Consider the following 23,151-nt stretch of genomic DNA (forward strand, 5'->3'; position numbering starts at 1 on the left):
TTTTGTATAGATCGGCCACCGCGTGGGCGGAAAGTTTTTATCGGGACGCATGGAACATGAGCAGCGACGCACAGGCAGCGGTCTTTATCGATGGTGAGGCAGGGACAACCGGGCTGGGTATCCGTAACCGCCTGAAGCACCTGCCGGTCACGCTGCGTTCCATTGATCCCGAACGGCGCAAGGACCCGCAGGCGCGGCGGGACATGATGGCGTCGGTCGATGTCGTCATCCTGTGTCTGCCCGATGCGGCGGCACGCGAAGCCGTGGCGATGGCCGATGAAATGGGGGCTAATGCCCCCCGCGTGCTGGACGCCAGCACGGCGTTCCGGACCGATCCGGCATGGGTTTACGGTTTTCCGGAAATGGATGCGGGCCAGCCTGCCGCCATCCGTGCCGCGGCGCGGGTATCGAACCCCGGCTGTTACCCCACCGGCATGATCGCCCTGCTGCGCCCGCTGATTGCAGCGGGGCTGGTGCCTGCGGACTACCCGGTAAGCGTCAATGCCGTCAGCGGATACAGCGGTGGTGGCCGCAGCATGATCGAGGCGCATGAGCGTGACGGGGGACCGGCCTTCGAACTGTACGGGCTGGGGCTTGGGCACAAGCACGTGCCTGAAATGATGGCCTATACCGGGCTTGCGCATGCGCCGGTTTTCGTACCCTCCGTCGGGCATTTCCCGCAGGGCATGATCGTGTCGGTGCCGCTGCATCTGGACCGGTTGCCCGGTCAGGTCCGCATTGCCGACCTGCATGAAGCCCTTGCGGCCCATTACAGGGGATCGGACCGGATTACCGTGAACGATCCCTGCGCCAAACTGGTGGCCGATACGCTGGCCGGGACCGACCGGATGGAACTGCGCGTGCATGGTGACGACACGATGCGACAGGCCGTGCTGACCGCGCGTCTGGACAATCTGGGCAAGGGGGCTTCGGGTGCCGCGTTGCAGAATGTGGCGCTTATGCTTGGGCTGGAACCGCCGCCGCCCGTGTGATATAGCGGGTCCGCAAGACGTCCCTGGACCGATTGCCGTGGCATTCCGTCCTCTCCGGGCGGGTTGCCTGTATGCGAGAGTGACGGAACGGTAGACGTAGTCGACTCAAAATCGACCGCCGAAAGGCATAGGGGTTCGAATCCCCTCTCTCGTACCAGTCTGGCGCACCGGCGCGCGGTGTCGCCCCCTTTTGCCCGTGTCGCGAACAGGACGTGTCTCCCTTGCCTGAACCCCTTACTGCCAAGCCGTCCGCACGGCCTGCCAATCCGTGCTTTTCTTCCGGGCCGTGCGCCAAGCGCCCGGGCTGGTCGCTTTCCGCCCTGTCCGATGCGCTGGTGGGACGCTCGCACCGTTCGACGGAAGGCCGCGCGCGCCTGAATGATGTCATCACGCGCTCGAAGGCGCTGCTGGGCATGCCGGATGACTGGGTTCTGGGCATCGTGCCCGCATCGGATACGGGTGCGGTGGAAATGGTGCTGTGGTCCATCCTCGGCATGCGTCCGGTGGATGTGCTGGCGTTCGAAAGCTTTTCCGCTACATGGGCCAATGACATCATTGCCCAGCTCAGACTGGCCGATGCCCGCGTGCTGAAAGCGGATTACGGCGAAATCCCCGATCTGGCGCAGGTCGACTGGGCGCGCGACGTGGTGCTGACCTGGAACGGCACGACATCGGGCGCGCGCCTGCCCTATGACGCCGCCATTCCCGCGCAGCGCGACGGGCTGGTGATCTGTGATGCCACATCCGCCGCCTTCGCCATGGACCTGCCATGGGACAGGCTGGATGTGGTGACGTGGTCGTGGCAGAAAGTGCTTGGTGGTGAGGCCGCGCACGGCATGCTGGCCCTGTCGCCACGCGCGGTTGAACGACTGGTTTCAACCCCTGCGCCGCGTGCCCTGCCCAAGATCTTCCGCCTGACCAACAGCAAGGGGCTGATTGACGGCATCTTCCGTGGCGACACCATCAACACCCCGTCCATGCTGTGTGTGGAAGACGCGCTTGACGGCCTGAAATGGGCCGAAAGCGTCGGCGGGCTGAAGGGGCTGATCGCGCGCAGCGAAGCCAACCTTGCCGCCATAGCCGAATGGGAAGAACAGTCCGACTGGGCGCAGTTCCTTGCGACCAATCCCGCGCACCGTTCCAGCACCGCCATCTGTCTGCGTATCGTGGCGCCGTGGTTTACCGCGCTGGACCATGCGGGCCAGACGGCGGCGGCGAAGAAGATCGTCTCCCTGCTGGGGCAGGAAGGTGTGGCGCTTGATGTGGGCAGCTACCGTGATGCGCCGCCGGGCCTGCGGCTGTGGGGTGGTGCGACGGTGGAGGCATCCGACCTGCGTGCCGTGCTGCCGTGGCTTGACTGGGCCTACGCACAGGTCTGCCCCCAGCACGCCTGAAGCCATCCGCTTCCATGTCCTCTCCACCCTGTCCGCCGCTGGCCGGGCAGGGTGCAGCACGATAGGCCCCCGATATGACTGATGATCCGCCGTTCAATCCCGCGCTGCTGCCCGCCGGTTTCGTGGACAGGCTCCCCCCCGAGGCCGAAGCCGAGGCCGCCGGTGTCGAGACGCTGATGCGCGTGTTCGCGGCCCACGGTTATGACCGCGTGACGCCGCCCCTGCTGGAATTCGAGGAAACGCTGCTGTCCGGTGCGGGCTCTGCCGTGGCGGAGCAGACGTTCCGGCTGATGGACCCTGATACACGCCGCATGATGGCGCTGCGTCCCGACATGACACCGCAGATCGCCCGTATTGCCGCAACACGGCTGCCGGACGTGCCGCGCCCGCTGCGTCTTGCCTATGCGGGGCCGTGTATCCTCATGGCCAGCAACCGGGGTGAGGGGGATCGCCAGATTTCGCAGGCCGGTATCGAACTGATCGGTCCCGACCGGCCTGAAGCGGATGCGGAAATCGTCGCCATCGCCGCGGAATGTCTGGCCACGTTGCAGGTGCGTGGTGTGTCATTCGACCTGACCATGCCTTCCCTGACCACGGCGCTGCTGGATACGGGCGGGTTTGACGGACAGGTGCGCGGCACGCTCATGCGCGCGCTGGACCGCAAGGACGCAGCCGCCGTTGCCCGCCATGGCGGTGAACTGGCTCCGGTGCTGATCCGCCTGCTGCATGCGGCGGGTCCGGCGCATGGCGCGCTGGCGGAACTGGCTGCGGTCGACCTGCCGCCTGCCGTACGTGCGCTGAGCGAAAGGCTGGCCGCGACTGTCGCCGCGATCGAAGCCCGCGTGCCGGGTATCCGCCTGACGGTTGACCCGGTGGAATTCCGGGGCTGGCAGTATCATACCGGCGTCTGCGTAAGCGTGTACGCAGCCGGACAGCGCGAGGAGCTGGGTCGTGGTGGCCGTTATCTGTCCAATGATGACGAACCGGCCTGCGGTCTGACCCTGCGCCCGGACATCATCCTGCGTGCCGCCCCGGCGCTGCCCAGCCGCGTGCGGGTGTTCCTGCCGTGGGGCACCCCGGCGGAAACCGGGGCGGCACTGCGCGCCGGGGGCTATGCCACGGTTGGCGCGCTGGCGCCCGATGGGGATGCGCGGGCGGAAGCGGTGATGCTGTCCTGTCCGCTGATGGTGGTGGACGGGCAGGCCGTGCCGGTGGACGGGGCCTGATTTTTCGCCTGATTTTCTGAACAGCAGAGTTTTTTCCGGCAGGCACAGCAGTCGCCGCCGGGCAGCATATCAAGGAGCATGAAATGTCCAACGTCACCGTGATCGGCACCCAGTGGGGTGACGAGGGCAAGGGGAAGATCGTTGACTGGCTGGCCAGCCGGGCCGACGTGGTCGTGCGCTTCCAGGGCGGCCATAATGCGGGCCATACGCTGGTTGTGGGCGATCAGACCTACAAGCTGTCGCTTCTGCCTTCCGGCCTGGTACGTGGCAAGACGGGTGTGATCGGCAATGGCGTGGTTGTCGACCCTGAAGCCCTGCTGAAGGAAATCGACCGTGTCACCGCGCAGGGCCTGAAAGTCACGCCCGAGACGCTGAAGATTGCTGAAAACGCGCCGCTGATCCTGCCCGTGCATGGCGCGCTGGACCGTGCGCGTGAAGCCGCGCGTGGGGATCGCAAGATCGGCACGACCGGCCGTGGCATCGGCCCCGCCTATGAAGACAAGGTTGCCCGCCGCGCCATCCGCCTGTGTGACCTGGCCGAGCCGGAAACGCTGGACTGGAAGCTGGATGAACTGCTGCTGCACCACAATACGCTCCTCAAGGGGCTGGGTGCGGACACCTTCACCAAACAGGAACTGCTGGACTTCCTGAACGGCGTGGCGCCGCGCGTGCTGCCGTTCATGGCCCCGGTATGGGACCTGCTGGATGACAGCCGCCGCGGTGGCGCACGCATCCTGTTCGAAGGTGCGCAGGCGGTCATGCTGGATGTGGATCACGGTACCTATCCGTTCGTGACCAGTTCCAACACGGTTGCCGCCAATGCCGGTACCGGCGCGGGTGTCGGCCCCAACAGCATCGGTTTCGTTCTGGGTATCGCCAAGGCCTATACGACCCGCGTGGGTGAAGGTCCGTTCCCCAGCGAACTGCATGATGAAATGGGCCGCACGCTGGGTGAGCGCGGGCATGAATTCGGTACCGTGACGGGCCGCCCGCGTCGCTGCGGCTGGTTTGATGCCGTGCTGGTGCGTCGTGCGGTGCGCGTTGGTGGCGTGAACGGCCTTGCCCTGACCAAGCTGGACGTGCTGGACGGGCTGGACGAAATCAGGATCTGCGTCGGTTACGAGCTTGATGGCGTGACGACGAAGCATTTCCCCTCCGCCCCCGGTGCGCAGCAGCGTATCCGTCCCGTGTTTGAAACGCTGGAAGGGTGGAAGGACAGCACGAAGGGCGCGCGCTCATGGGCTGAACTGCCCGCGCAGGCCATCAAATATGTCCGCCGGATCGAGGAACTGGTCGAAGCGCCGGTAACGCTGCTGTCCACCAGCCCGGAACGTGACGACACCATCCTGATGCGTGACCCGTTCGAGGACTGATCTGAAAGTCATGGAAGTTCCTGGGTACCGCCTTTTTTCAAAAAGGCGGTATTCCCTGAAGCTTCTTCCCTCCTGTGGTCAGCACAGACAAAAAAAGCCCCGCAGCGCCAGAAGCGTGCGGGGCTTTTTTATCGGGAAGTAACGCGGGGTCAGGCCTCGGCCTGTGCCTCGTGTTTCGCGCGGCGGGTGGCGACTTCCGCCTTCATGGCGTTCTGTACCTTTTCAAAGGCCCGGACCTCGATCTGGCGCACCCGTTCGCGGGAGATGTTGTAGACGTGCGACAGTTCTTCCAGCGTGGCGGGTTCTTCCTTCAGCCTGCGCTCGGTCAGGATGTGGCGTTCACGCTCGTTAAGCGACTTCATGGCGTTGGCAAGAAGGGCCTGCCTGCCGGAAAATTCCTCGCTCTGGGCAAGGGTTTCTTCCTGGTTGTCATTGTCATCAACCAGCCAGTCCTGCCATTCGCCCTCGCCATCCAGCCGCAACGGGGCGTTCAGGCTGTGATCCGGGGCGGCAAGCCTGCGGTTCATGTTCACCACGTCCTGCTCGGGCACGCCGAGGGACTGGGCAATCTTGTTGACCTGTTCGGGCGGCAGGTCGCCATCGTCAATCGCCTGCATCTGCCCCTTGAGGCGGCGCAGGTTGAAGAAAAGTTTTTTCTGGGCGGCGGTTGTGCCGATCTTGACCAGTGACCAGCTATGCAGGATGTACTCCTGTATTGCGGCCCTGATCCACCACATGGCGTAGGTGGCCAGACGGAAGCCACGATCGGGGTCGAAGCGGCGCACGGCCTGCATCATCCCGATATTGCCTTCGCTGATCAGTTCGCCCACCGGCAGGCCGTAGCCGCGATAGCCCATGGCGATCTTGGCCACCAGCCGCAGGTGGGATGTTACGAGTTTATGCGCGGCTTCGGTGTCGCCCTTGTCTTTCCACCGGTGCGACAGGCGAAGCTCCTCCTCGGGGGAGAGCATGGGGAATTTGCGGATGTCCCGAAGGTATTTGGACAGGTTGTTTTCGGGACCGGAAATGAGAGCAGAAGAGGCCATTGTAACGGACTCCTGTTGCAGGGATGGGCAGCGGTAATCCGGTTCAACGTAATTGTGACCGGAAGGGTTGCATCATCACTCTGCTAGACGCACGACTGGACTTCTCACGTCCCCATATCAAACCCCCGTCATGGGCAGTTTCATACAGGACGTCCAGTTAGCCTGGGGGCGTCGGCCCCGGCAAACAATCATGGAATGTAGGGATTTTTCCCCGTTATGTCAATAAATATGCCAGCAGGTCAGGCGATGCTGTCCAGAAGCTGGCGGAAGTCTTCGGGGGGCGCGGTCTCGAACAGCATCTGTTCGCCGCTGCGCGGATGGATGAATCCCAGCCTGCGGGCATGCAGCGCCTGACGGGCAAAATCCAGCGCGGCATGCTTTGCATCGGGGGGCAGGCCGCGGGCGGCTGCGGGAATGCGGCGCAGGTAGACAGGATCGCCCACCAGCGCGTGACCTGCATGGGCGAAATGGACCCGGATCTGATGCGTGCGCCCGGTGGCGAGCCTGCATTCCACATGGGACAGCCCGCCATGGAAGGTGTCCAGGATCCGGTAATGCGTCAGGGCCGCCTTGCCGCCGCCATTGGCGATCACCGCCATGCGTTTGCGGTCGCGGCGGTCGCGCCCGATCGCACCGTCAAACGATCCGCTGGCGGGCGTGGGAATGCCCCAGCATATGGCCTGATAGGCACGGTCGATCCTGCGTTCGGCAAAGGCGAGGGAAAGCGCCTGATGGGCCATTTCCGTTTTGGCTGCGACCATGACGCCCGATGTATCCTTGTCCAGACGGTGGACGATGCCGGGTCTTTTTTCTCCACCGATTCCGGTCAGCCCCTCGCCACAATGGGCCAGCAGGGCGTTGACCAATGTGCCGTCCTCGTTGCCCGGCGCGGGATGGACGACCATGCCCGCCGGTTTGTCGAGTACGATCAGGTCGCGGTCTTCATAGAGTACGTCCAGACCGATATCCTGCCCCTGCGGTGTTGCGGGGATTGCGGGGGGCAGATGAATTTCATAACACATGCCCGCGCGCACGGGTTCCGCCGGGTCACGAAGCGGGCTGCCATTGCGTAACAGGTGGCCACTTTCCATAAGGGACTTGATGCGTGAGCGTGACAGCGTGGTGACCGCACTGGCAATGAAGCGGTCGGTACGCTGGCCTGCGTCATCGGCGGTGGCGATGACGGGGGCAGGGGGGGCGGTGTCGGTCATGGCATGTGTCTATCGGAAAAAACGGCATACGGGAACGGAAAGCACATAATGGAAAAACAGGGATCGCGCGCGCTGCTGGCGGCGGTGATCGGTATGGGGGTTCTGCTGTTTGTCGGCTCCCTCGTGCTGGTGGGCGTGTTGGTGCACCGGATGATGCATCCGTCCATTGCCGCTACCCGTCCGGCGGTTTCGGCGTCCGTGCCGACGCTGCCAGCGCAAGGGGGATATGAGGCGCTGATGCTGGATGAACCGGCAGGCACGCATGTTGAATTGCTGACCACGCGCCCCGATGGCATGATCGCCGCCGCCCTGTCGGGTGGAGGAAGTGCTGAACGCATCATCATATGGGACCCGGCGGCCAGGCGGATTGTGGCGCGGCTGCTGATCGGGCGCTGAAAGCCGGAAAAGCGGGGCGGCAGCATTCTTGCCTCTTGCATTGGAATGCGGGATCACATAGAAGCGGCCTCGGCCCTGGTCCCGTTCGTCTAGAGGCCTAGGACATCGCCCTCTCACGGCGACAACACGGGTTCGAATCCCGTACGGGACGCCAATTCTTCATATCGCAAATGATATTGCCCTTCCTGCTTATGCGGGCAATAGCGGCGTGGCATATGGATGCGCCCACTTGTGCGCATCTGAAGTCCTGTGCGGGATTTCTGCCTGCTTTTGTAAATATAATGCAGTTCGTGCAGGTGCCGGGGGAATGCTGTTCTGGAAAGCAGGACTGCTGTTGCGGCACTTTACGGTTTGTAAAAACATATCATGGCATGTGGTGATCAACAGATCGAAACGATCTGGTTTTCGCCGGGGGTTTGATGGATATTTTCTGACTTTCTTCCATAATTTTTCATGACAATTTTTTAAAAAATATATTTTTGTGATATTCGCGGGGCGACAGGCAGAAAGAATACCGGACTGTCGGCCTCTATTTTTGGGGCCGGGCCTGTTTTTTCATGAATTTGTCAGGCACGTAGATGTGCCAGTCTAACTTTCTGTCCGGTTTTCGTATCGGTCCGCCAGCGTGAAAATGGAAATAAAAACGATTAAAATCATAATAATAGAAGCGCAGATGGCTGATAAAGGCTGATGCAGCCGCCATCGCGCGCACGGTGGCTGTGGCTCTGGTTCGATATTTTTTTTTCTGCTATGCGCTTAACATTCGTAAAAAACTTGTGGAGTAATGGATTGTGAATGCGTTGCTGGCTGGTCTCACGCTTCTGATCATTGGCGACAGCCATGTAACATTCAAGGATTCCCTGCTCTCCATTCTCCCTGATGAATATACGAAGCAGGGCGCGAAAGTCGTGACATACGGGGTGTGCTCATCCACGGCGGCGGACTGGGTCGTGCCCAATCCCAATAACGGCTGTGGCGCGGCCGAGCGCATTGGCGATGCGCCGATCGGCGCCCCCAACATGAAACCCGCTTCCCCACCGCCCATTTCCGCGCTGATGGAAAAATGGCATCCGGATGTCATCATGGTCGTGCTGGGCGACACCATGGCGGCCTATGGCCAGAACACGGTGTCGAAGGACTGGGTGGATGAACAGGTCAAGACCCTGACCTATACCATCGGCAAGACCGCGTGCATCTGGATTGGTCCCACATGGGGGCAGTACAGCCCGCGTTACGGCAAGACCGACAAGCGCGCGGCTGAAATGGCGGAACTGCTGAAAAGCGAGGTTGCGCCCTGCGCCTATGTTGACGGCACGCAGCTCATGAAACCCGGTTCGGTCAACACCATCGATGGTATTCACGCCACGGGCGCAAGTTATCAGGTCTGGGGTAACGCGATCATCCAGACAACACTGCCCATGCTGGAGAAGATCAGGGCGGAATCACCCGCTTCGGCGCAGTAACCCCGTGTCTGCCCCGACAGGGGGCGCGGGCCGAAGGGTGGTGTATTTCATGGATTGCGGATCATGATCCAGAGTCAGGCGGTCAATGCTGCCCACAATACCTGGCGACGCATACTTCAGAACGAGTTCTTTCCCACAAGCCGTCGGCGCGATATCGACGGCCTGCGGGGGCTGGCCGTGCTGTCCGTCATGCTTTTCCATGCCGGGTGGCTGCAGGGCGGCTTTATTGGCGTCGACATCTTTATTGTCATTTCCGGTTATTTCATCGGACATTCCGCACTGGTGACGCAGCCGTTCCAGCCCATGCGGTTCATCTGCCGCCGGCTGTACCGCCTGTTGCCCGCACTTTTGTGCATGATTGCCACCATATCCGCCGGAATGCTGTGGTGGGTACTGCAAAGCGACCGTGCGGATATCGCCATCAACGGGGCGTATGCGCTGGTCTATCTGTCCAATATATGGGCATCGGGCCATGTCGGGTATTTCGAGGGGCAGAGTATTGCCTACCCCTTCCTGCATACCTGGTCGCTCTCGCTGGAGATGCAGTTCTATCTGGTCATCCTTGCCGTGGCGCTCGCGGTCAGGCTGGCGCCGCTGCGGCATATGGTGGTGATCGGTATTTTTGTCCTGTCGCTGGGATATGACCTGTACAGCCATTTTACCGGCGATACGCAGGGTTATTATAATATTCTCGACCGCCTGTGGGAGTTCTCCCTTGGTGCGATGATCTGGATACTGCCGCGTCCACAACCGGGGCGGGCCGTGTCCAATATCGTGTGTGGCGTGGCGATCGCCCTTCTTGTGGGCGTGATGTTTTTCTACACGCTGCAGTACGCCTGTCCGTCCTATATGATTATCGTGCCCTGTCTGGCGGTCATGGCCATCATCATGTGCCCGCAGCACGATGTGGCCCGCATGGCGCTGGTTCCTCTGTCGCCGCTGGGGGTTGTTTCCTATTCGGTGTACCTGTGGCACTGGCCCGCCATCGTGGTTGCCAATTACCTGCTGCAGTTCCAGGTCCATGGCATGGTGATGGGGGGCGTGCTGCTGGCGGCCCTGGTTGCAAGCCTGCTGAGTTATGTGTTTGTGGAGCGTGTTTTCCTTGATTACGAAGGCCGCCTGACACCTACTGCACGTAATTACGGCGCGCTGGCGCTGGTCGGTGCCTGTGGGGGGCTGGCGATGATTCTGTTCTACATATCGTCCGTGTCACGTGTGCATTAAGGCACCTGACCCACGCGGCGCGGGGGTGCCCCGACGCATCCGCGCGTCCATGCCAAAGGGCATGTACAATATGACGCTGCTATGTGGTGTCACGTTGTGCATCCCTTTTGGCATGGCGCGTGCGGATGATGGTCCTGCGCTCAGTTCCCAATCGGTCGCGGTGCAGGGTGTTGTGGCCGGAAATACGGTTCCATCGCCTGATAATCCCGAATTGGGTCTGCTCCTGCGCAAGGCCCAGTACTGGATCGGGCAGCAGCAGTACGACAAGGCGATTGAGGTCGTGCGCGAAGCGCAGAGCATCGCCCCTGATGACAGTCGTATCCTGTATTTTCAGGGGCGCATCCAGATCGGCACGGGCGAGATGGCTGCTGCCCACGCAACGGCGAAGCAACTGGTGGCGCGCCGTGATGGCGCGTCCTATGCCGATATGCTGAACGCGCAGATCAAATACAGTGCGATCGACCCCAGGGCACTGGCGGAGGCACGGCATCTGGCTGAAACCGGCAAGATGATGCCGGCGATGTTCAAGTACAAAGCCCTGTTCAGGGATGGTGATCCACCGCCCGATCTGGCGCTGGAATACTACCGCGTACTCGGGGCCACCATTCTGGGCTATCAGGAAGCGCGGACGAAACTGGGTGACTATGTCGCCCGTAATCCGGAGGATATGGATGCACGTCTGGAATATGACCGCATACTGACCTACCGCATCGCAAGCCGTGCAGAGGGGCTGGCGGATCTGAAGCAGATGGCGCGCGATGCCGATTCCACCCATATCCGCCACCGGGCACTGGCTTCCTGGCGGGAAGCCCTGCCATGGGAGCCGGTAACGGGTTCAAGCATCCCGCTCTATCAGGAATGGCTGGCCAGCCATCCCGATGATGTGGAAATCCGCAAGCTCATGCAGAAGGCGCAACTGACACAGGCCAGCATCGATGCCGCCACCGCCCGGATGGCAGGGTATAAGCTGCTGTCGGAAAAGAAATACGCCGAAGCTGCCAGCCAGTTCCAGCAGGCCCTGACGCTCAGCCCCAACGATCCGGATTCCCTTGGCGGGCTGGGGATCGCGGCACAGGCGCAGCAGCACCCGGACGAGGCCAAGGCCTATTTCATGCAGGCGATCGCGGCGGATTCCACGCCGGACAGCCACTGGCGCACGGCGTTGCAGAAAGTTTATGTCGGCGCGGCGCCCGATCCGCTGATCGCCAATGCCCGCTCGGCCATCGACGCCGGACGGTATGCCGCAGCGCAGGATGACATCAACCGCTTGCGCAGGCATGCGAATGCCGCCGACATGGCGCTGTTCCTGCAGGCGGCACTGGACCGCAAGCTGGGGCGGCTGGATGACGCGGCGCAGGCGTATCAGGAAATCCTGCGTCTTGCGCCCCATAATGCCGATGCCGCCTATAACCTTGCCTATGTCCTGCTCCAGCAGGGGAAGGAGCAGGGCGAACAGGTGAATGAACTGATGCGCATGGTGGAAAGCACGCAGCCCGCGCGTATCCCCACCCTGCGCGCCATGCAGTTGCATTACGAAGCAGACCACGCGACTGACGGGGATCAGCGCATCGCCCTGCTGAAGAAAGTTCTGGAGTACACGCCTGACGATCCATGGGTGCATCTGGAACTGGCAAACGCGCTGTATGTCCATGAGGATACGGAACAGGCCGCCGCCCTTATCCAGCAGCTTACCAGCGGGGCGCAGGTGCCCGCGGTGAATATCGAGGTGGCGATCCTGTATATGATCGCGCATGGCGAAATTGACACGGCAACAGCACTTTATGCCCGTCTGCCGCCGTCTGCGCGGCAGACCCCCAACATGGTGCGGGCCGGGCGTGAACTGCGCCTGACGCATGAAGTGCGGGCCATTGACCCCGGTGCGGCGGATTATACGGACCAGCTTATGGCGCTGGCGAACACGCCCGACCCGGACGGCATGCGGGGCATGATCGTCGCCATCGCCTTTATGGACCGTGACGATCCCCGTTCGGCCCGCAAGGTGCTGCAGCACGAGAACGCAATCACGTTCAATCCCGAGCCGAACCAGAAACTGTCCTATGCCGGGACATCATTGCGTATCGGTTCGTTGCGGGATGCGCGGGCGTATCTTACGGAATTCGATCGCATCGCCACGGACAGTCCCGATATCATTACCGCAGAGCAGCGCGATGTCCGCCACCAGATCGAGATTGGCCTGACCATCATGCAGTCGGACCGGCTGGACCAGAAAGGCCGGACGGCTCTGGCGGAAAAGCTGATGCTGCCACTGGTGATGGGCAATCCTTCCTCTGCCGCCGCGCATCTGGCGCTGGGGCGCGTATATGCAAGGGAAGACAAACCGCGCCGCGCGCTGGATGAAGACGTGACGGTGCTGAATGCGCATCCGGACAATCCGTCGGCCCTGACGGCGGCGGTGGATGATTCGGTGGGGGCGGATGTCATGGCATCCGCCCATGCCTACATGAAGCGGCTGATGGATGTCGCACCTGAAACCGCGCCGACATGGGAAGCGCGGTCGGACATTGCCCGCGCCGAAGGCCATGCCCGCATCCAGCTTGCGGATCTGGAACATGTGCGTGAACTGCTGTGCTCTGGCCGCCTGACCAAAAAATGCCCACCGCGCGATACCTTTGTGCCGGACTATGTCTGGCCACAAATGCACATCGAGCGTAACGGGCCAGGTGTCGTCCCGCTGCCTGCGGGCTATCAGATCATGTTCGATGACACGGCCATACAGGCGACCGACCGGCAGATCGCCTACCTGCGCGAAACGCTTGCCCCGCAGATTGATTCGAACATCTATGTCCGGGGCCGCACCGGGGCCAGCGGGGAAGGGCAGATGACGGAACTGGCCGTGCCGGTGACGGCCACCTTCCCGCTCTCGTCATGGGCGCACCGGCTGACATTTTCCCTTACGCCGACATTCCTGTTCACCGGCAGGCCCCAGCCGACATCCTATGGCATGAACATGTTCGGGACGGTCGGGGTCAATGGCGGCACGCTGAAGAACCATTACGACGCGCAGGGTGTCAGTCTGGGTGTCAGTTACACCAACCGCTGGTTTACGGGCGATGTGGGCACATCACCGCTGGGCTTCCCCATTACCAACGTTCTGGGTGGTGTCGAATTCGCGCCCTCGCTTACGCGTAACCTGCGGCTGCACATCAGTGGCGGCCGCCGCATGGTGACCGATAGTATCCTGTCCTATGCCGGCATGACCGATCCCGGCACCGGCAGGACATGGGGCGGGGTGACGCGTGTATTCGGTCATGGGGCGATAGAATACGCCCGTCCGTTTTGGACCCTGTATGCCGGCGGCGGCGGCGCCTATGTGGAAGGCACCAATGTCGTTGGCAATACGGAAGGCGAGGCCGGCGCCGGTGGCAATGTGATCGTGTGGAATCACAACGACCGGCAGGCCCTGCGCGTGGGGCTGGACCTGATCTATTTCGGGTACAGGCGTAACACCTATTTCTTCACGATGGGGCAGGGGGGATACTTTTCCCCCAGCTCCTATTACGGCGCGATGGTGCCGGTTACATGGTCCGGGCGTCAGGGTCGCTGGAACTGGTTCCTGCGTGGGGAGGCAGGATACCAGAATTACCATAGCGGCAGTTCCCCGGTCTATCCGCGCGACCCGCAGCTTCAGGCCACGCTGTCGCAGGGCAGTGGCCGACTGGCAGGGGGTGGCGCAAGCGGGGTTGCGGGCAACGTATCGGGGCAACTGGTCTACCAGCTTACGCCGCAGTTCCGGCTGGGGCTGAATGGCGGTTTCACGCGCGCGGGAAGCTGGTCGGAAACCAGCGGGATGCTGATGTTTCATTACGTATTTGATGCGCCTGACAAAACGCAGGCTGCGTCATCTTCCCGCCTGTCGGCGGAAGAGGACTGAGCGGAGAGATGCGGCGCAACCGGGATCGCAGGCCATGAAAAAGAAATCTCTCTGCCTTGCCGTACTGACCCTTGGGATCACGGGCCATACGCTGCCCGGCCATGCGGCGTCATGCGCGGATGCGCCGGGGGGAAGCGGCGTGTGCATTCCTGCGCCTGATAGCCGATCCGGCGGTATGGACCGCGCGCCGGGACCACATGATGACACCACGAAGGGTTATGCCACGGGCGATATCTGGCAGGCGGGCGGACAGGTCTGGCAGGCGGCATCGGTAACGGCGGGAAGCGCGCGGTGGGAACCGATGGTGGTCGCGCGTCCGGCGGATGCGCTGGCCGGTCATGTGGTGTTTGCGGGGGGCGCGGTGCAGATGGTTTCCGGCTATGTCGGGCCTGCGGTCGATGTGGAAACGGTGCAGGGGGGCAGGCGGGTCGTGACCACGCTTGCGATCCTGCCCGGCGGCATGCTGGATCAGGACACGTTGCGAACACGTCTTGCCGGGCGTGACGCGGGCACGTTCGCCACGGTCCTGCGGGTATATGACCAGAGCGGGCATGGCCATCACCTGCTGGCGACCGAAGGACGGCATGTGGTCCATATCGGTGAGGTCCGTATCGCGGGGAACGAGACCCTTTCATGGGGGGAAGAGAACGGGCCGGGGGGATTTGTCATCCCGGCGGGGGTGAAGGTTCCGGCGAATGACTTCTTTTTTGGAAGTGTGGGCACCTATGCTTCCTCCAATTCCGGATATGCGGCCTATCCCGTGCCAGTCCTGCTGGGCAGTGCCGGGCGGGGGCGGACGTTCAGGGTCTTTTTCGGCAGCTACAGTCTGGATGGGTTCGCCCATATAGGTGATGCGGCCAGCCCGGACCGCCGGACGGATCTGGTCATTACCAACGCGCCCGCCGCGTTCGACGTGTATGCGACACCTGCGGGCTATGGCCTCCATTCCGGCAATGCAGCCGCCAGCCTGTCCGGCAGCGTGGCGGCGGGCGGACTGGCCGGGGGGTATGTCGGGTTCAACATGGATGGCGGTCCGTGGTTTTCGCAGGGGCGCAATACGGGACAGTGGAGCGGTCTGGTTATTGCCGATCATGCACCTGATCCCGCGCAGCGGCGGTTGTTCCATGCAGCGGCAGCGGCAGCCGGAAACTACATGCCCCAGCTTCGCCCTGTCCTTGTCACGATCGGTGACAGCCGTTCGGAGGGGTACGGCCTGTCCGATGGCCGGAACTGGCCATACATCATGCAGCAGTACGGACGTTACCAGAGCTATGATCTGGCGGTATCGGGTGCGAACACGCGGCAGATGCTGGGCATGGTTCCCGCGGCGGAAGCGGTAGGCCGTGGTGCCGGCCCGAAGGTGGCCGTCGTGTTCGGTGGTTATAATGACCACCTGCCTTCCAGCCATTTCCCGGCAGATGAAACCGTGCGGAACATCGCGGAAATCATCAGGCGGCTTAAAAAGGCCGGTTTCACCGTAGCCCTGATTGATGAGACCAGTACCGGCGGCGCGCCGCGTGCGGCACTGAAAGCCGCGATCCACGACGGAACGCTTGCCCCCGATATCGAGATCGATCCCTTCGCGCCTGACCAGCCGCTCTACAACGTCGAAAACCATACCAACTGGCTGGCTGATGATACGCATCCTTCCCAGACGGGGCACGCCATTCTGGCCAGCATGGTCTGGGACCGGATCGGACGCCTGCTGCTGGAAGCGCCTTGAACCGACGTGCTGCCGCGCGGGCGAAGGTACGCAGGGACTGGCTGCGGTTGCAGTTTGATGGATTTCGGATAGGAAAACCTGATAACTCCACAGGATGCATGATTATCTGATGCGCGCGAATTCCATGACATCTGACAGCGGCGCACCGCTTCCCCCGCGCCCGGCGATGGGCCGCCGCACCATGCTGGCGGCCCTTGCGGCAATCGGGGGCGGGATGTCGTGCGCCCGTGCGGCTTCCCCTGTCGCCCCGCCGGGACCGGATGCCATCGCGGCGCAATGGGCCATCTTCCGTGCGCAATATTTCCGCCCTGACGGCCGCATTGTCGATACCGGCAATAATGGCCAGTCCCATAGCGAGGGGCAGGGCTACGGCATGCTTTTTGCCGTTGCCGCCGGTGATCTCCAGTCGTTCGAGGTCATGTGGAACTGGGCGCGCACCACCTTGCAGCATACGAAGGACAAACTGTTTTCATGGCGGTTCCTGCCCGACCATGATCCCGCCATGCCCGACACCAACAACGCCACCGACGGCGACCTGCTGATCGCACTGGCCCTTGGGCGCGCGGGGGTGCGATGGGGACGCACCGATCTGGTGCACGATGCGATTGCGATCTATCGCGATGTCCTGAAACACATGACCCTGCAGGTCGGGGGGTATCGGGTCCTGCTGCCGGGGGCGACGGGTTTTGTCACGCCGGATGTGGTGACACTCAACCTGTCCTATTACATTATGCCCGCGCTGCTGCAGGCCCTGGAACTGACGGCCGACCGGGCGTGGCGCACGATCATGCATGATGGCATGCGCATCATCCTGCAGGCCCGGTTCGGTCAGTGGCGGCTGCCTGCGGACTGGGTCGCCATGGACCGGCATACGCAGGTTTTCTCCATCGCGAAGGGATGGCCGCCGCGTTTTTCCTATGATGCGATCCGTGTGCCCCTGTATCTGTACTGGGCTCACATGCTGACGCCACGCCTGCAGGCGGATTATGCCCGGTTCTGGAATCATTTTGGCGCGGACGGACTGCCTGCATGGGTGGACCTGACGACGGGCGCGCGCTCGCCTTATAATGCTCCACCGGGATATCTGGCGGTGGCGCAGTGCACGGGGCTTGCTTCCGTCGCGGAATTGCCGACACTGGACCATTCGCCGGATTATTATTCCGCGGCATTGACGCTTCTGGTTTATATCGCGCGAGCAGAGGAGCAAGCGAAGTGAGCGGTTCAGGGTCGGAAGACAGGGTTGAAGGCAATGGCCAGGCCCCGGCAGGGGAGCGTCCGCAGGATATAGAACGTGTCCTGCAGAGCTTCGGTGTCGAGCAGGGATTCGTTTACCGTCCCTTTAGCGACCCCGCCTTTCAGCCCCCGGATGGTCCCCCTGCGATCGCACCGCCTTCCAGCCACGAAGAAGAAGGCCCCGCCGAGACCGAGGACTCTTACGACTGGCAGGGTGACAGCGAACCGGGTGAAAACGAACCGGCTGAAGAACCGGAAATGCGCGACGGGCCAGAAGAGCCAGAAGAACACGATGAAGGCGAAGACGGGCCGGAAGACGTAACGGCGGAAGAGACGCCCGAACACCGGGATCATGCCCTGCCTGCCATCGGCACCGATGTGCCGTCCGAGCCCGCGCACGACGGCCACCCGCCCGCGCCTGCCGTAGCGCATGAAGCGCCGCCGCCGCCACCCGCGGTGGAAGAACCCGCGCTCCCCCCGCCGGAAGCTGCCGTGGCGCTTGAGCCGCCTGAGCCGCCTGCGTTGTCAGAACCGGAACCACACGAAACGCAGGCTCCGCCGCTTCCCGCAATCGAATCGCCGCCGGTGGAAGCGCATGAGCCCGCTCCCGCCCCACCGGTGGAGGAGCCTGCCCCCACACCGGCATTGCAGCCCGCGCGCCGGAACGCCAAAGTGGATCGCTGGCCCCGTGCCCTACCACCCTATAAGGAACCGATGTCGTCGCCACAAAAACATGCGCTGGAGCTTCCGCTATCCTTCCCGGAGGAAACCGGGGAGGAGGACTGGATGCCCGTTCCCAAGGCGCGGCACCAGCGCGGGGAACGCCCGCGCCCTGCAAGCCGTAGCCTTGTTTTCTCCCTCAACCGCCCACCGGATGAACGCAGGCTGTTCAGCTCCGTTCCCGTGCGCGTTTCCCGTCCCCAACATTCCAAGGTGAAGAGCATGACCAAGTCGAATTCGAACCCCAACAGCGAAACCGTCTCCACCCCGTCGGCTGATGGTTCGCCGACCATGAGCGAAATGTTCATGATCCTTGGTGGCCGCGCGACCGAACGCCTGACCCCCAAATCCACCCTGCGCGACGCCCTGCTGCGCCGCCGGGAAGAAGAAGAATCCTGAAAAGGAACGTATCGCGCGTGGTTTCAGGGCCAGTCCGCTATGGCTCCCCTGAAACCGTGTGACGATATGACGACCGGGACAGGCGGGGCATTATCCCCGCCGTTTCGCACGATCTGGGCCTTTTCCGTCCAGACCGCCCGCCGGTTTTCAGGCGGCTGGAGTGCCGTTGTGCATGCTGGCGGCAGGCGTAATGACTGTCTGACAGTTTTTGAATGCAGTTTTCTGTTTTTGCAGTTTATTTCGGACGAGTGGATTTATGTCAGAGGTTGAGTCGCCAACACGGGCCGAATCGGCATGGTCGCGCCGGTTAGAACTGTTCCTCGCATCCCGTCCGGGAATTGGAATTACGGTTGCTATCGCCCTGTGCGCCCTGTTCGCGGCCAGTACGGTCACGCTGACGCCCAACCAGCAACTGGTCGTGGCCTTTGTCTACATGGCCGTCTTTTTCGTGGTTGGCAGAAAAAAGACCCGGCATGTCCAGGTCTTTCTGGAAGTCCTGTCGGCTGCCGTATCCCTGCGCTATCTTACATGGCGTCTGACCGACACGCTTTATTTCGACACCTGGATCGAGATCGGACTGGGCACGTTCCTGCTTACGGCGGAACTGTATGCGTTGGTGATGCTCTTCCTGACCTATTTCCAGACCATCTACCCGCTGGGCCGCGCGCCCATTCCCCTGCCCGACAATGCCAGGGACTGGCCCACGGTCGATGTCTACATCCCCACCTATAACGAGGATCTGAGCATTGTCCGCCTGACCATATTGGGCGCGCTGGGCATCGACTGGCCGCGTGACAAGCTGAACGTCTATGTCCTGGATGACGGAAAGCGGGAAGAATTCGCCCGGTTTGCCGAAGAGTGCGGGGTGGCCTACATCGCGCGCCCCGTAAATGAACATGCCAAGGCCGGTAATTTCAACTACGCGCTCAAACGGACATCGGGCGAGTTCATCCTGACGCTGGACAGCGACCATATTCCCACCCGCGCCTTCCTTCAGTTAACCATGGGCTGGATGATCGGGGACCCCAAGATCGCGCTGATGCAGACCCCGCATCATTTCTATTCTCCCGATCCCTTCCAGCGCAATCTGGCGACCGGTTTCCGTACCCCGCCGGAAAGCAACCTGTTCTATGGCGTGGTGCAGGATGGCAATGACTTCTGGGATGCGACCTTTTTCTGCGGCTCATGCGCCATCCTGCGTCGTGAGGCGATCGAGGGCATAGGCGGCTTCGCCACCCAGACCGTGACCGAGGATGCACATACCGCCCTGCGCATGCAGCGTCAGGGATGGTCCACCGCCTATCTGCGCATACCGCTGGCAGGCGGGCTGGCGACGGAACGGCTGATCACGCATATCGGCCAGCGCGTCCGCTGGGCACGCGGCATGCTGCAGATTTTCCGTATCGACAATCCCCTGCTGGGGCCGGGGCTGAACTGGGGGCAGCGGCTCTGTTACCTGTCGGCCATGATCTCCTTCCTGTTCGCGGTGCCGCGGGTGGTGTTCCTGACCTCGCCACTGGCCTTCCTGTTTTTTGGCCAGAATATCATTACCGCTTCGCCGCTGGCGGTGCTGGCCTATGCTGTTCCGCATATGCTGCACGCGATTGCCACGGCGTCGCGCATCAACAAGGGCTGGCGGTATTCGTTCTGGAGCGAGGTGTACGAAACCACCATGGCGCTGTTTCTGGTGCGCGTGACGATCGCGACCCTGCTGCGTCCCAGACGCGCCCGTTTCAATGTCACGAACAAGGGCGGCGTGCTGGAAAGCGGGTATTTCGACCTGCGCGCGGTCTATCCCAATATCATTCTGGGCATCGTGATGCTGATCGGCCTGTCGCGGGGGATCTACGGGCTGTTTTTCGAGCATGTCGATTTCATCGCCCGGCGTGGTTATCTGCTCAATTCCCTGTGGGCCGCGATCAGCCTGCTGATTATCCTTGCCGCCATCGCCGTGGGCCGGGAAACGCAGCAGAAGCGGTATAGCCATCGTATCCGCGCGGAACTGCCGGTCAGCATCACGACCGAGGATGGCGTCACGATGAATGGCATGACCGAGGACCTGTCCATGGGTGGGGCGTCGGTCAGCATGAACTGGCCCCACCCGGTCACGGCACCGCAGCAGGTCGATGTCCGCGTCGGCATCGAAGGGGAGCAGGCGCATCTCAGGGCGCGTGTGATCCGTAGCAGCAATGGCAAATGCGTCCTGCAATGGGATATAGGCTCCATTCCGGAAGAAGCCAGTATCGTCCGCATCGTGTTCGGTCGTGCAGATGCGTGGATGGACTGGAACGATTACAGATATGATCAACCCCTGCGCAGCGTGATGGAAATCCTTATCAACATCAAAGGTCTGTTCTATTTCCCCAGGCGGCGGCGCAATGCGGGGGCAGAGGCCAGCTATCCCAGTCTCAGTGAGGAAAATGTGTTAACGGATGAAGGAACGGCCGGGACGGATGGCGCCCAGCGCAGGCGCAAGACCGGTCTGCTGTCCGGCACGCGCAGCCTGAAAATACTGCCGCTGCTGGCATGCCTGTCATGGGCGGCATCGGCGCAGGCGGCTTCCTCACCCTCATCCGCGTCCGCACCCGTATCCACGCCAGCGCCGGTCCCGGCGAGCGATGCCGATACCGACGCCGCCGCTGCGGAAGCCGCAGTGGATAGTGGCGAGAACGCCAGTGGGGCGGGGGAGCAGATGGCCACCACCCACACCTATACGCTGGAACAGCTTGGCGCACCGCGCGCCCTGACCATGCGCAGCAACTCGCCGTTGCAGGGTCTGGAATTCGGTGTGCCCGCCGACCGGCTTGTCACCTCCGCGCGGCTGATCGTTTCCGGGGCGATGTCACCCAGCCTGCGGCCCGAGACCAGCGCCGTCACCATCACGCTGAACGAACAGTATGTCGGCACGCTGCGTCCCACCCCTTCGCAGCCGGCATTCGGGCCGATTGCGTTCGATGTGAACCCGATCTTCTTCGTGAACGGGAACCGGCTGAATTTCAATTTCGCCGCAGGCACGCAGGGCTGTGCCGACCCGACCGACAAGCTGATGTGGGCAACCATTTCCCAAAATTCGCAGTTGCAGGTCACGACCATTCCCCTGCCGCCGCGCAGGCAGCTTTCCCGCCTGCCGCAGCCGTTTTTCGACAAGGCTGTGGACCAGCAGGCGACCATTCCCATGGTGCTGGCGGCCAGCTATGATTCTGAAATCCTGACCGCGAGCAGCATCGTCGCCTCATGGTTCGGCAAACAGACCGATTTCCGTGGCGTGACCTTTCCCGTCTCCTCCACCATACCGCAGCGGGGCAATGCGGTTGCGGTGGGCGTGGTTGCGGAACTGCCCGCGGCGCTGGGGCATCTGCAGGTCAACGGGCCGACCGTGCTGGAGCTTGCCAATCCGTCCGACGCCAATGGCACGGTTCTGGTGGTGACGGGCCGCGACCGTGATGAGGTGATTACGGCCAGCAAGGGACTTGGCTTCGGTTCCGCCACGCTGCCCAACGCGCCGCGCGCGGACATCGCCCCCATCGATCTGGCGCCGAGCAGGCCTAACGACGCGCCCGCCTTCATTCCGACCAACCGGCCGGTCAAGCTGGGTGAACTGGTGCCGCCCGGCGTGCTGCAGGGGGTGGGCTATACACCCGGTATCATGAGCGTGCCGTTCCGCGTGCCGCCGGATCTGTACACCTGGCATGACCGTCCGTACAAGATGGATGTGCGTTTCCGCTCGCCCGACGGGCCGATTGTGGACGTGTCCCGGTCGCATCTGGATGTGGGGGTGAACGATGTCTATGTCCGCTCCTATTCCCTGCGTGATGACAGCAATGCCATCAAGAACGTGCTGGAACATCTGGGCCTGCACGCGGCATCAGGGGTGGAGAGCCATATCGTCTCGCTGCCGCCATGGCTGATCTATGGCAAGAACCAGCTTCATTTCTATTTCGACGCCATGCCCATGTCGAGCGCGGTATGCCGGGCCGGGCTGAACGTGCTTCACCTGTCGGTTGATCCTGATTCCACGATCAATTTTTCAAACGCCTTCCATATCACCACCATGCCCAACCTGGCCTATCTGGCCAGTGCGGGGTACCCGTTCACGACCTATGCCGACCTGTCCCGTACTGCCGTCGTGCTGCCCGATCATCCTTCCGCCAGCACGATCAGCGTGTTCATGGACCTGATGGGGTTCATGGGCGCATCGTCATGGTATCCGGTTGCGGGTGTTGAGATCGTGACCGCCGACCATGTCAGCGATGTTGCGGACCGGAACCTGATCGTCCTGAGCACGCTGGGTGAAAGCGGGGACATCTCGCCGCTGCTGGCCAATTCGGCTTACCAGATTTCCGATGGCCGCCTGCACATGTCCATCCGCACGCCGCTGGGTGGTATATGGAATGCGTTCCGCAGTCCGCTGGCCGCGCTGCAGGGGCATGGGACCACGGAAATGGAAAGCGACCTGACCGGCGGGGTCGGCGCGATGATGGAGTCCCAGTCGCCGCTCATGGCCGGGCGCACGGTCCTGGCCCTGCTTTCAGCCGACGGACAGGGACTGAACAACCTGATCCAGGTGCTGGAATCGCGTAAGGACCAGCCGCAGATACAGGGCGACCTGCTGCTGGTGCATGGTGATACGCTGTCCACCTATCGCAGTTCGCCGCTCTATACGGTGGGGTCGCTGCCACTGTGGATGTGGCCGGACTGGTATATGCACAACCATCCCTCGCGCGTGCTGGTGCTGGGCCTGTTTGCCTGCGTGCTGCTGACGGCGGTCATGACACGTGCGCTCGTCCGCCACGCCACCCGTCGATACAAGGAACTGCAGGACCAGCGCCGGACCTATCGCGACTGACCGGGCCGCTCCG

At 62.4% G+C, this 23,151-nt stretch carries 14 protein-coding genes and 2 tRNA genes; 14 read left to right on the forward strand and 2 right to left on the reverse strand.

Annotated features, from left to right (window positions below; all coding sequences use genetic code 11):
* Nucleotides 1-56 precede the first annotated feature (56 nt).
* From argC to KSAC_RS12325, 5 genes are all read left to right on the forward strand, one after another.
* Nucleotides 57-992 carry an N-acetyl-gamma-glutamyl-phosphate reductase gene (argC, locus tag KSAC_RS12305; RefSeq protein ID WP_132305619.1) on the forward strand — a complete coding sequence of 312 codons (936 nt, stop codon included), beginning with the start codon at nt 57-59 and terminating at the stop codon, nt 990-992.
* Nucleotides 993-1,065: 73 nt separating this feature from the next.
* A tRNA-Leu gene (locus KSAC_RS12310) sits at nt 1,066-1,149 on the forward strand.
* Nucleotides 1,150-1,213: 64 nt separating this feature from the next.
* Nucleotides 1,214-2,386 (forward strand): phosphoserine transaminase, encoded by a 1,173-nt coding sequence (locus tag KSAC_RS12315; protein ID WP_132305621.1) that lies wholly within the window; start codon nt 1,214-1,216, stop codon nt 2,384-2,386.
* A gap of 74 nt (nt 2,387-2,460) precedes the next feature.
* A complete protein-coding gene (locus tag KSAC_RS12320) occupies nt 2,461-3,612 on the forward strand; it encodes an ATP phosphoribosyltransferase regulatory subunit (protein ID WP_118962476.1) in 1,152 nt (383 codons plus the stop codon).
* Between the two features lie 83 nt (nt 3,613-3,695).
* Nucleotides 3,696-4,985, forward strand: coding sequence for an adenylosuccinate synthase (locus KSAC_RS12325; protein ID WP_102324659.1), 1,290 nt, complete (start codon nt 3,696-3,698; stop codon nt 4,983-4,985).
* 149 nt (nt 4,986-5,134) lie between these two features.
* On the opposite strand, the gene rpoH is transcribed toward KSAC_RS12325, so the two are convergent.
* Both rpoH and KSAC_RS12335 read right to left on the reverse strand, forming a co-directional pair.
* Nucleotides 5,135-6,031, reverse strand: a complete 897-nt coding sequence (gene rpoH, locus KSAC_RS12330; RefSeq protein WP_102324658.1) for an RNA polymerase sigma factor RpoH — start codon at nt 6,029-6,031, stop codon at nt 5,135-5,137.
* 239 nt (nt 6,032-6,270) lie between these two features.
* Nucleotides 6,271-7,242: an RluA family pseudouridine synthase gene (locus KSAC_RS12335; protein WP_132305623.1), complete on the reverse strand. Its 972-nt coding sequence runs from the start codon at nt 7,240-7,242 to the stop codon at nt 6,271-6,273.
* Between the two features lie 48 nt (nt 7,243-7,290).
* Between KSAC_RS12335 and KSAC_RS12340 the strand changes: the two genes are divergently transcribed.
* The 9 genes from KSAC_RS12340 to bcsA all read left to right on the forward strand — a co-directional run bounded on the left by KSAC_RS12340 (nt 7,291) and on the right by bcsA (nt 23,138).
* Nucleotides 7,291-7,638, forward strand: coding sequence for a hypothetical protein (locus KSAC_RS12340; protein WP_132305634.1), 348 nt, complete (start codon nt 7,291-7,293; stop codon nt 7,636-7,638).
* Nucleotides 7,639-7,716: 78 nt separating this feature from the next.
* Nucleotides 7,717-7,792: transfer RNA gene (locus KSAC_RS12345), tRNA-Glu, on the forward strand.
* Between the two features lie 637 nt (nt 7,793-8,429).
* Nucleotides 8,430-9,101 (forward strand): SGNH/GDSL hydrolase family protein, encoded by a 672-nt coding sequence (locus KSAC_RS12350; protein WP_102324655.1) that lies wholly within the window; start codon nt 8,430-8,432, stop codon nt 9,099-9,101.
* Nucleotides 9,102-9,164: 63 nt separating this feature from the next.
* On the forward strand, nt 9,165-10,325 hold the full coding sequence (locus KSAC_RS12355) for an acyltransferase family protein (RefSeq protein WP_132305636.1): 1,161 nt from the start codon (nt 9,165-9,167) through the stop codon (nt 10,323-10,325).
* Nucleotides 10,326-10,395: 70 nt separating this feature from the next.
* Entirely contained in the window at nt 10,396-14,217 is a 3,822-nt protein-coding gene (locus KSAC_RS12360) for a cellulose biosynthesis protein BcsC (RefSeq protein ID WP_165927323.1), read from the forward strand.
* Nucleotides 14,218-14,251: 34 nt separating this feature from the next.
* Nucleotides 14,252-15,940, forward strand: a complete 1,689-nt coding sequence (locus KSAC_RS12365) for an SGNH/GDSL hydrolase family protein (protein WP_132305640.1) — start codon at nt 14,252-14,254, stop codon at nt 15,938-15,940.
* 124 nt (nt 15,941-16,064) lie between these two features.
* A complete protein-coding gene (locus KSAC_RS12370; RefSeq protein WP_132306265.1) occupies nt 16,065-17,156 on the forward strand; it encodes a glycosyl hydrolase family 8 in 1,092 nt (363 codons plus the stop codon).
* Nucleotides 17,153-18,292, forward strand: a complete 1,140-nt coding sequence (locus KSAC_RS12375) for a hypothetical protein (RefSeq protein WP_132305642.1) — start codon at nt 17,153-17,155, stop codon at nt 18,290-18,292. The genes KSAC_RS12370 and KSAC_RS12375 overlap by 4 nt, the downstream gene beginning before the upstream one ends.
* A gap of 256 nt (nt 18,293-18,548) precedes the next feature.
* Nucleotides 18,549-23,138 carry a UDP-forming cellulose synthase catalytic subunit gene (gene bcsA / locus KSAC_RS17340; protein ID WP_165927324.1) on the forward strand — a complete coding sequence of 1,530 codons (4,590 nt, stop codon included), beginning with the start codon at nt 18,549-18,551 and terminating at the stop codon, nt 23,136-23,138.
* The last annotated feature ends 13 nt before the right edge of the window (nt 23,139-23,151 follow it).

It is taken from the genome of Komagataeibacter saccharivorans, from assembly GCF_004348195.1.
Classification (GTDB): domain Bacteria; phylum Pseudomonadota; class Alphaproteobacteria; order Acetobacterales; family Acetobacteraceae; genus Komagataeibacter; species Komagataeibacter saccharivorans.

Coding starts and splice junctions, on each gene's coding strand:
- bcsA (WP_165927324.1), top strand. CDS start 18,549: ATGTCAGAGGTTGAGTCGCCAACACGGGCCGAATCGGCATGGTCGCGC.
- KSAC_RS12355 (WP_132305636.1), top strand. CDS start 9,165: ATGATCCAGAGTCAGGCGGTCAATGCTGCCCACAATACCTGGCGACGC.
- KSAC_RS12340 (WP_132305634.1), top strand. CDS start 7,291: ATGGAAAAACAGGGATCGCGCGCGCTGCTGGCGGCGGTGATCGGTATG.
- KSAC_RS12320 (WP_118962476.1), top strand. CDS start 2,461: ATGACTGATGATCCGCCGTTCAATCCCGCGCTGCTGCCCGCCGGTTTC.
- KSAC_RS12365 (WP_132305640.1), top strand. CDS start 14,252: ATGAAAAAGAAATCTCTCTGCCTTGCCGTACTGACCCTTGGGATCACG.
- rpoH (WP_102324658.1), bottom strand. CDS start 6,031: ATGGCCTCTTCTGCTCTCATTTCCGGTCCCGAAAACAACCTGTCCAAA.
- KSAC_RS12360 (WP_165927323.1), top strand. CDS start 10,396: ATGACGCTGCTATGTGGTGTCACGTTGTGCATCCCTTTTGGCATGGCG.
- argC (WP_132305619.1), top strand. CDS start 57: ATGAGCAGCGACGCACAGGCAGCGGTCTTTATCGATGGTGAGGCAGGG.
- KSAC_RS12335 (WP_132305623.1), bottom strand. CDS start 7,242: ATGACCGACACCGCCCCCCCTGCCCCCGTCATCGCCACCGCCGATGAC.
- KSAC_RS12370 (WP_132306265.1), top strand. CDS start 16,065: ATGACATCTGACAGCGGCGCACCGCTTCCCCCGCGCCCGGCGATGGGC.
- KSAC_RS12325 (WP_102324659.1), top strand. CDS start 3,696: ATGTCCAACGTCACCGTGATCGGCACCCAGTGGGGTGACGAGGGCAAG.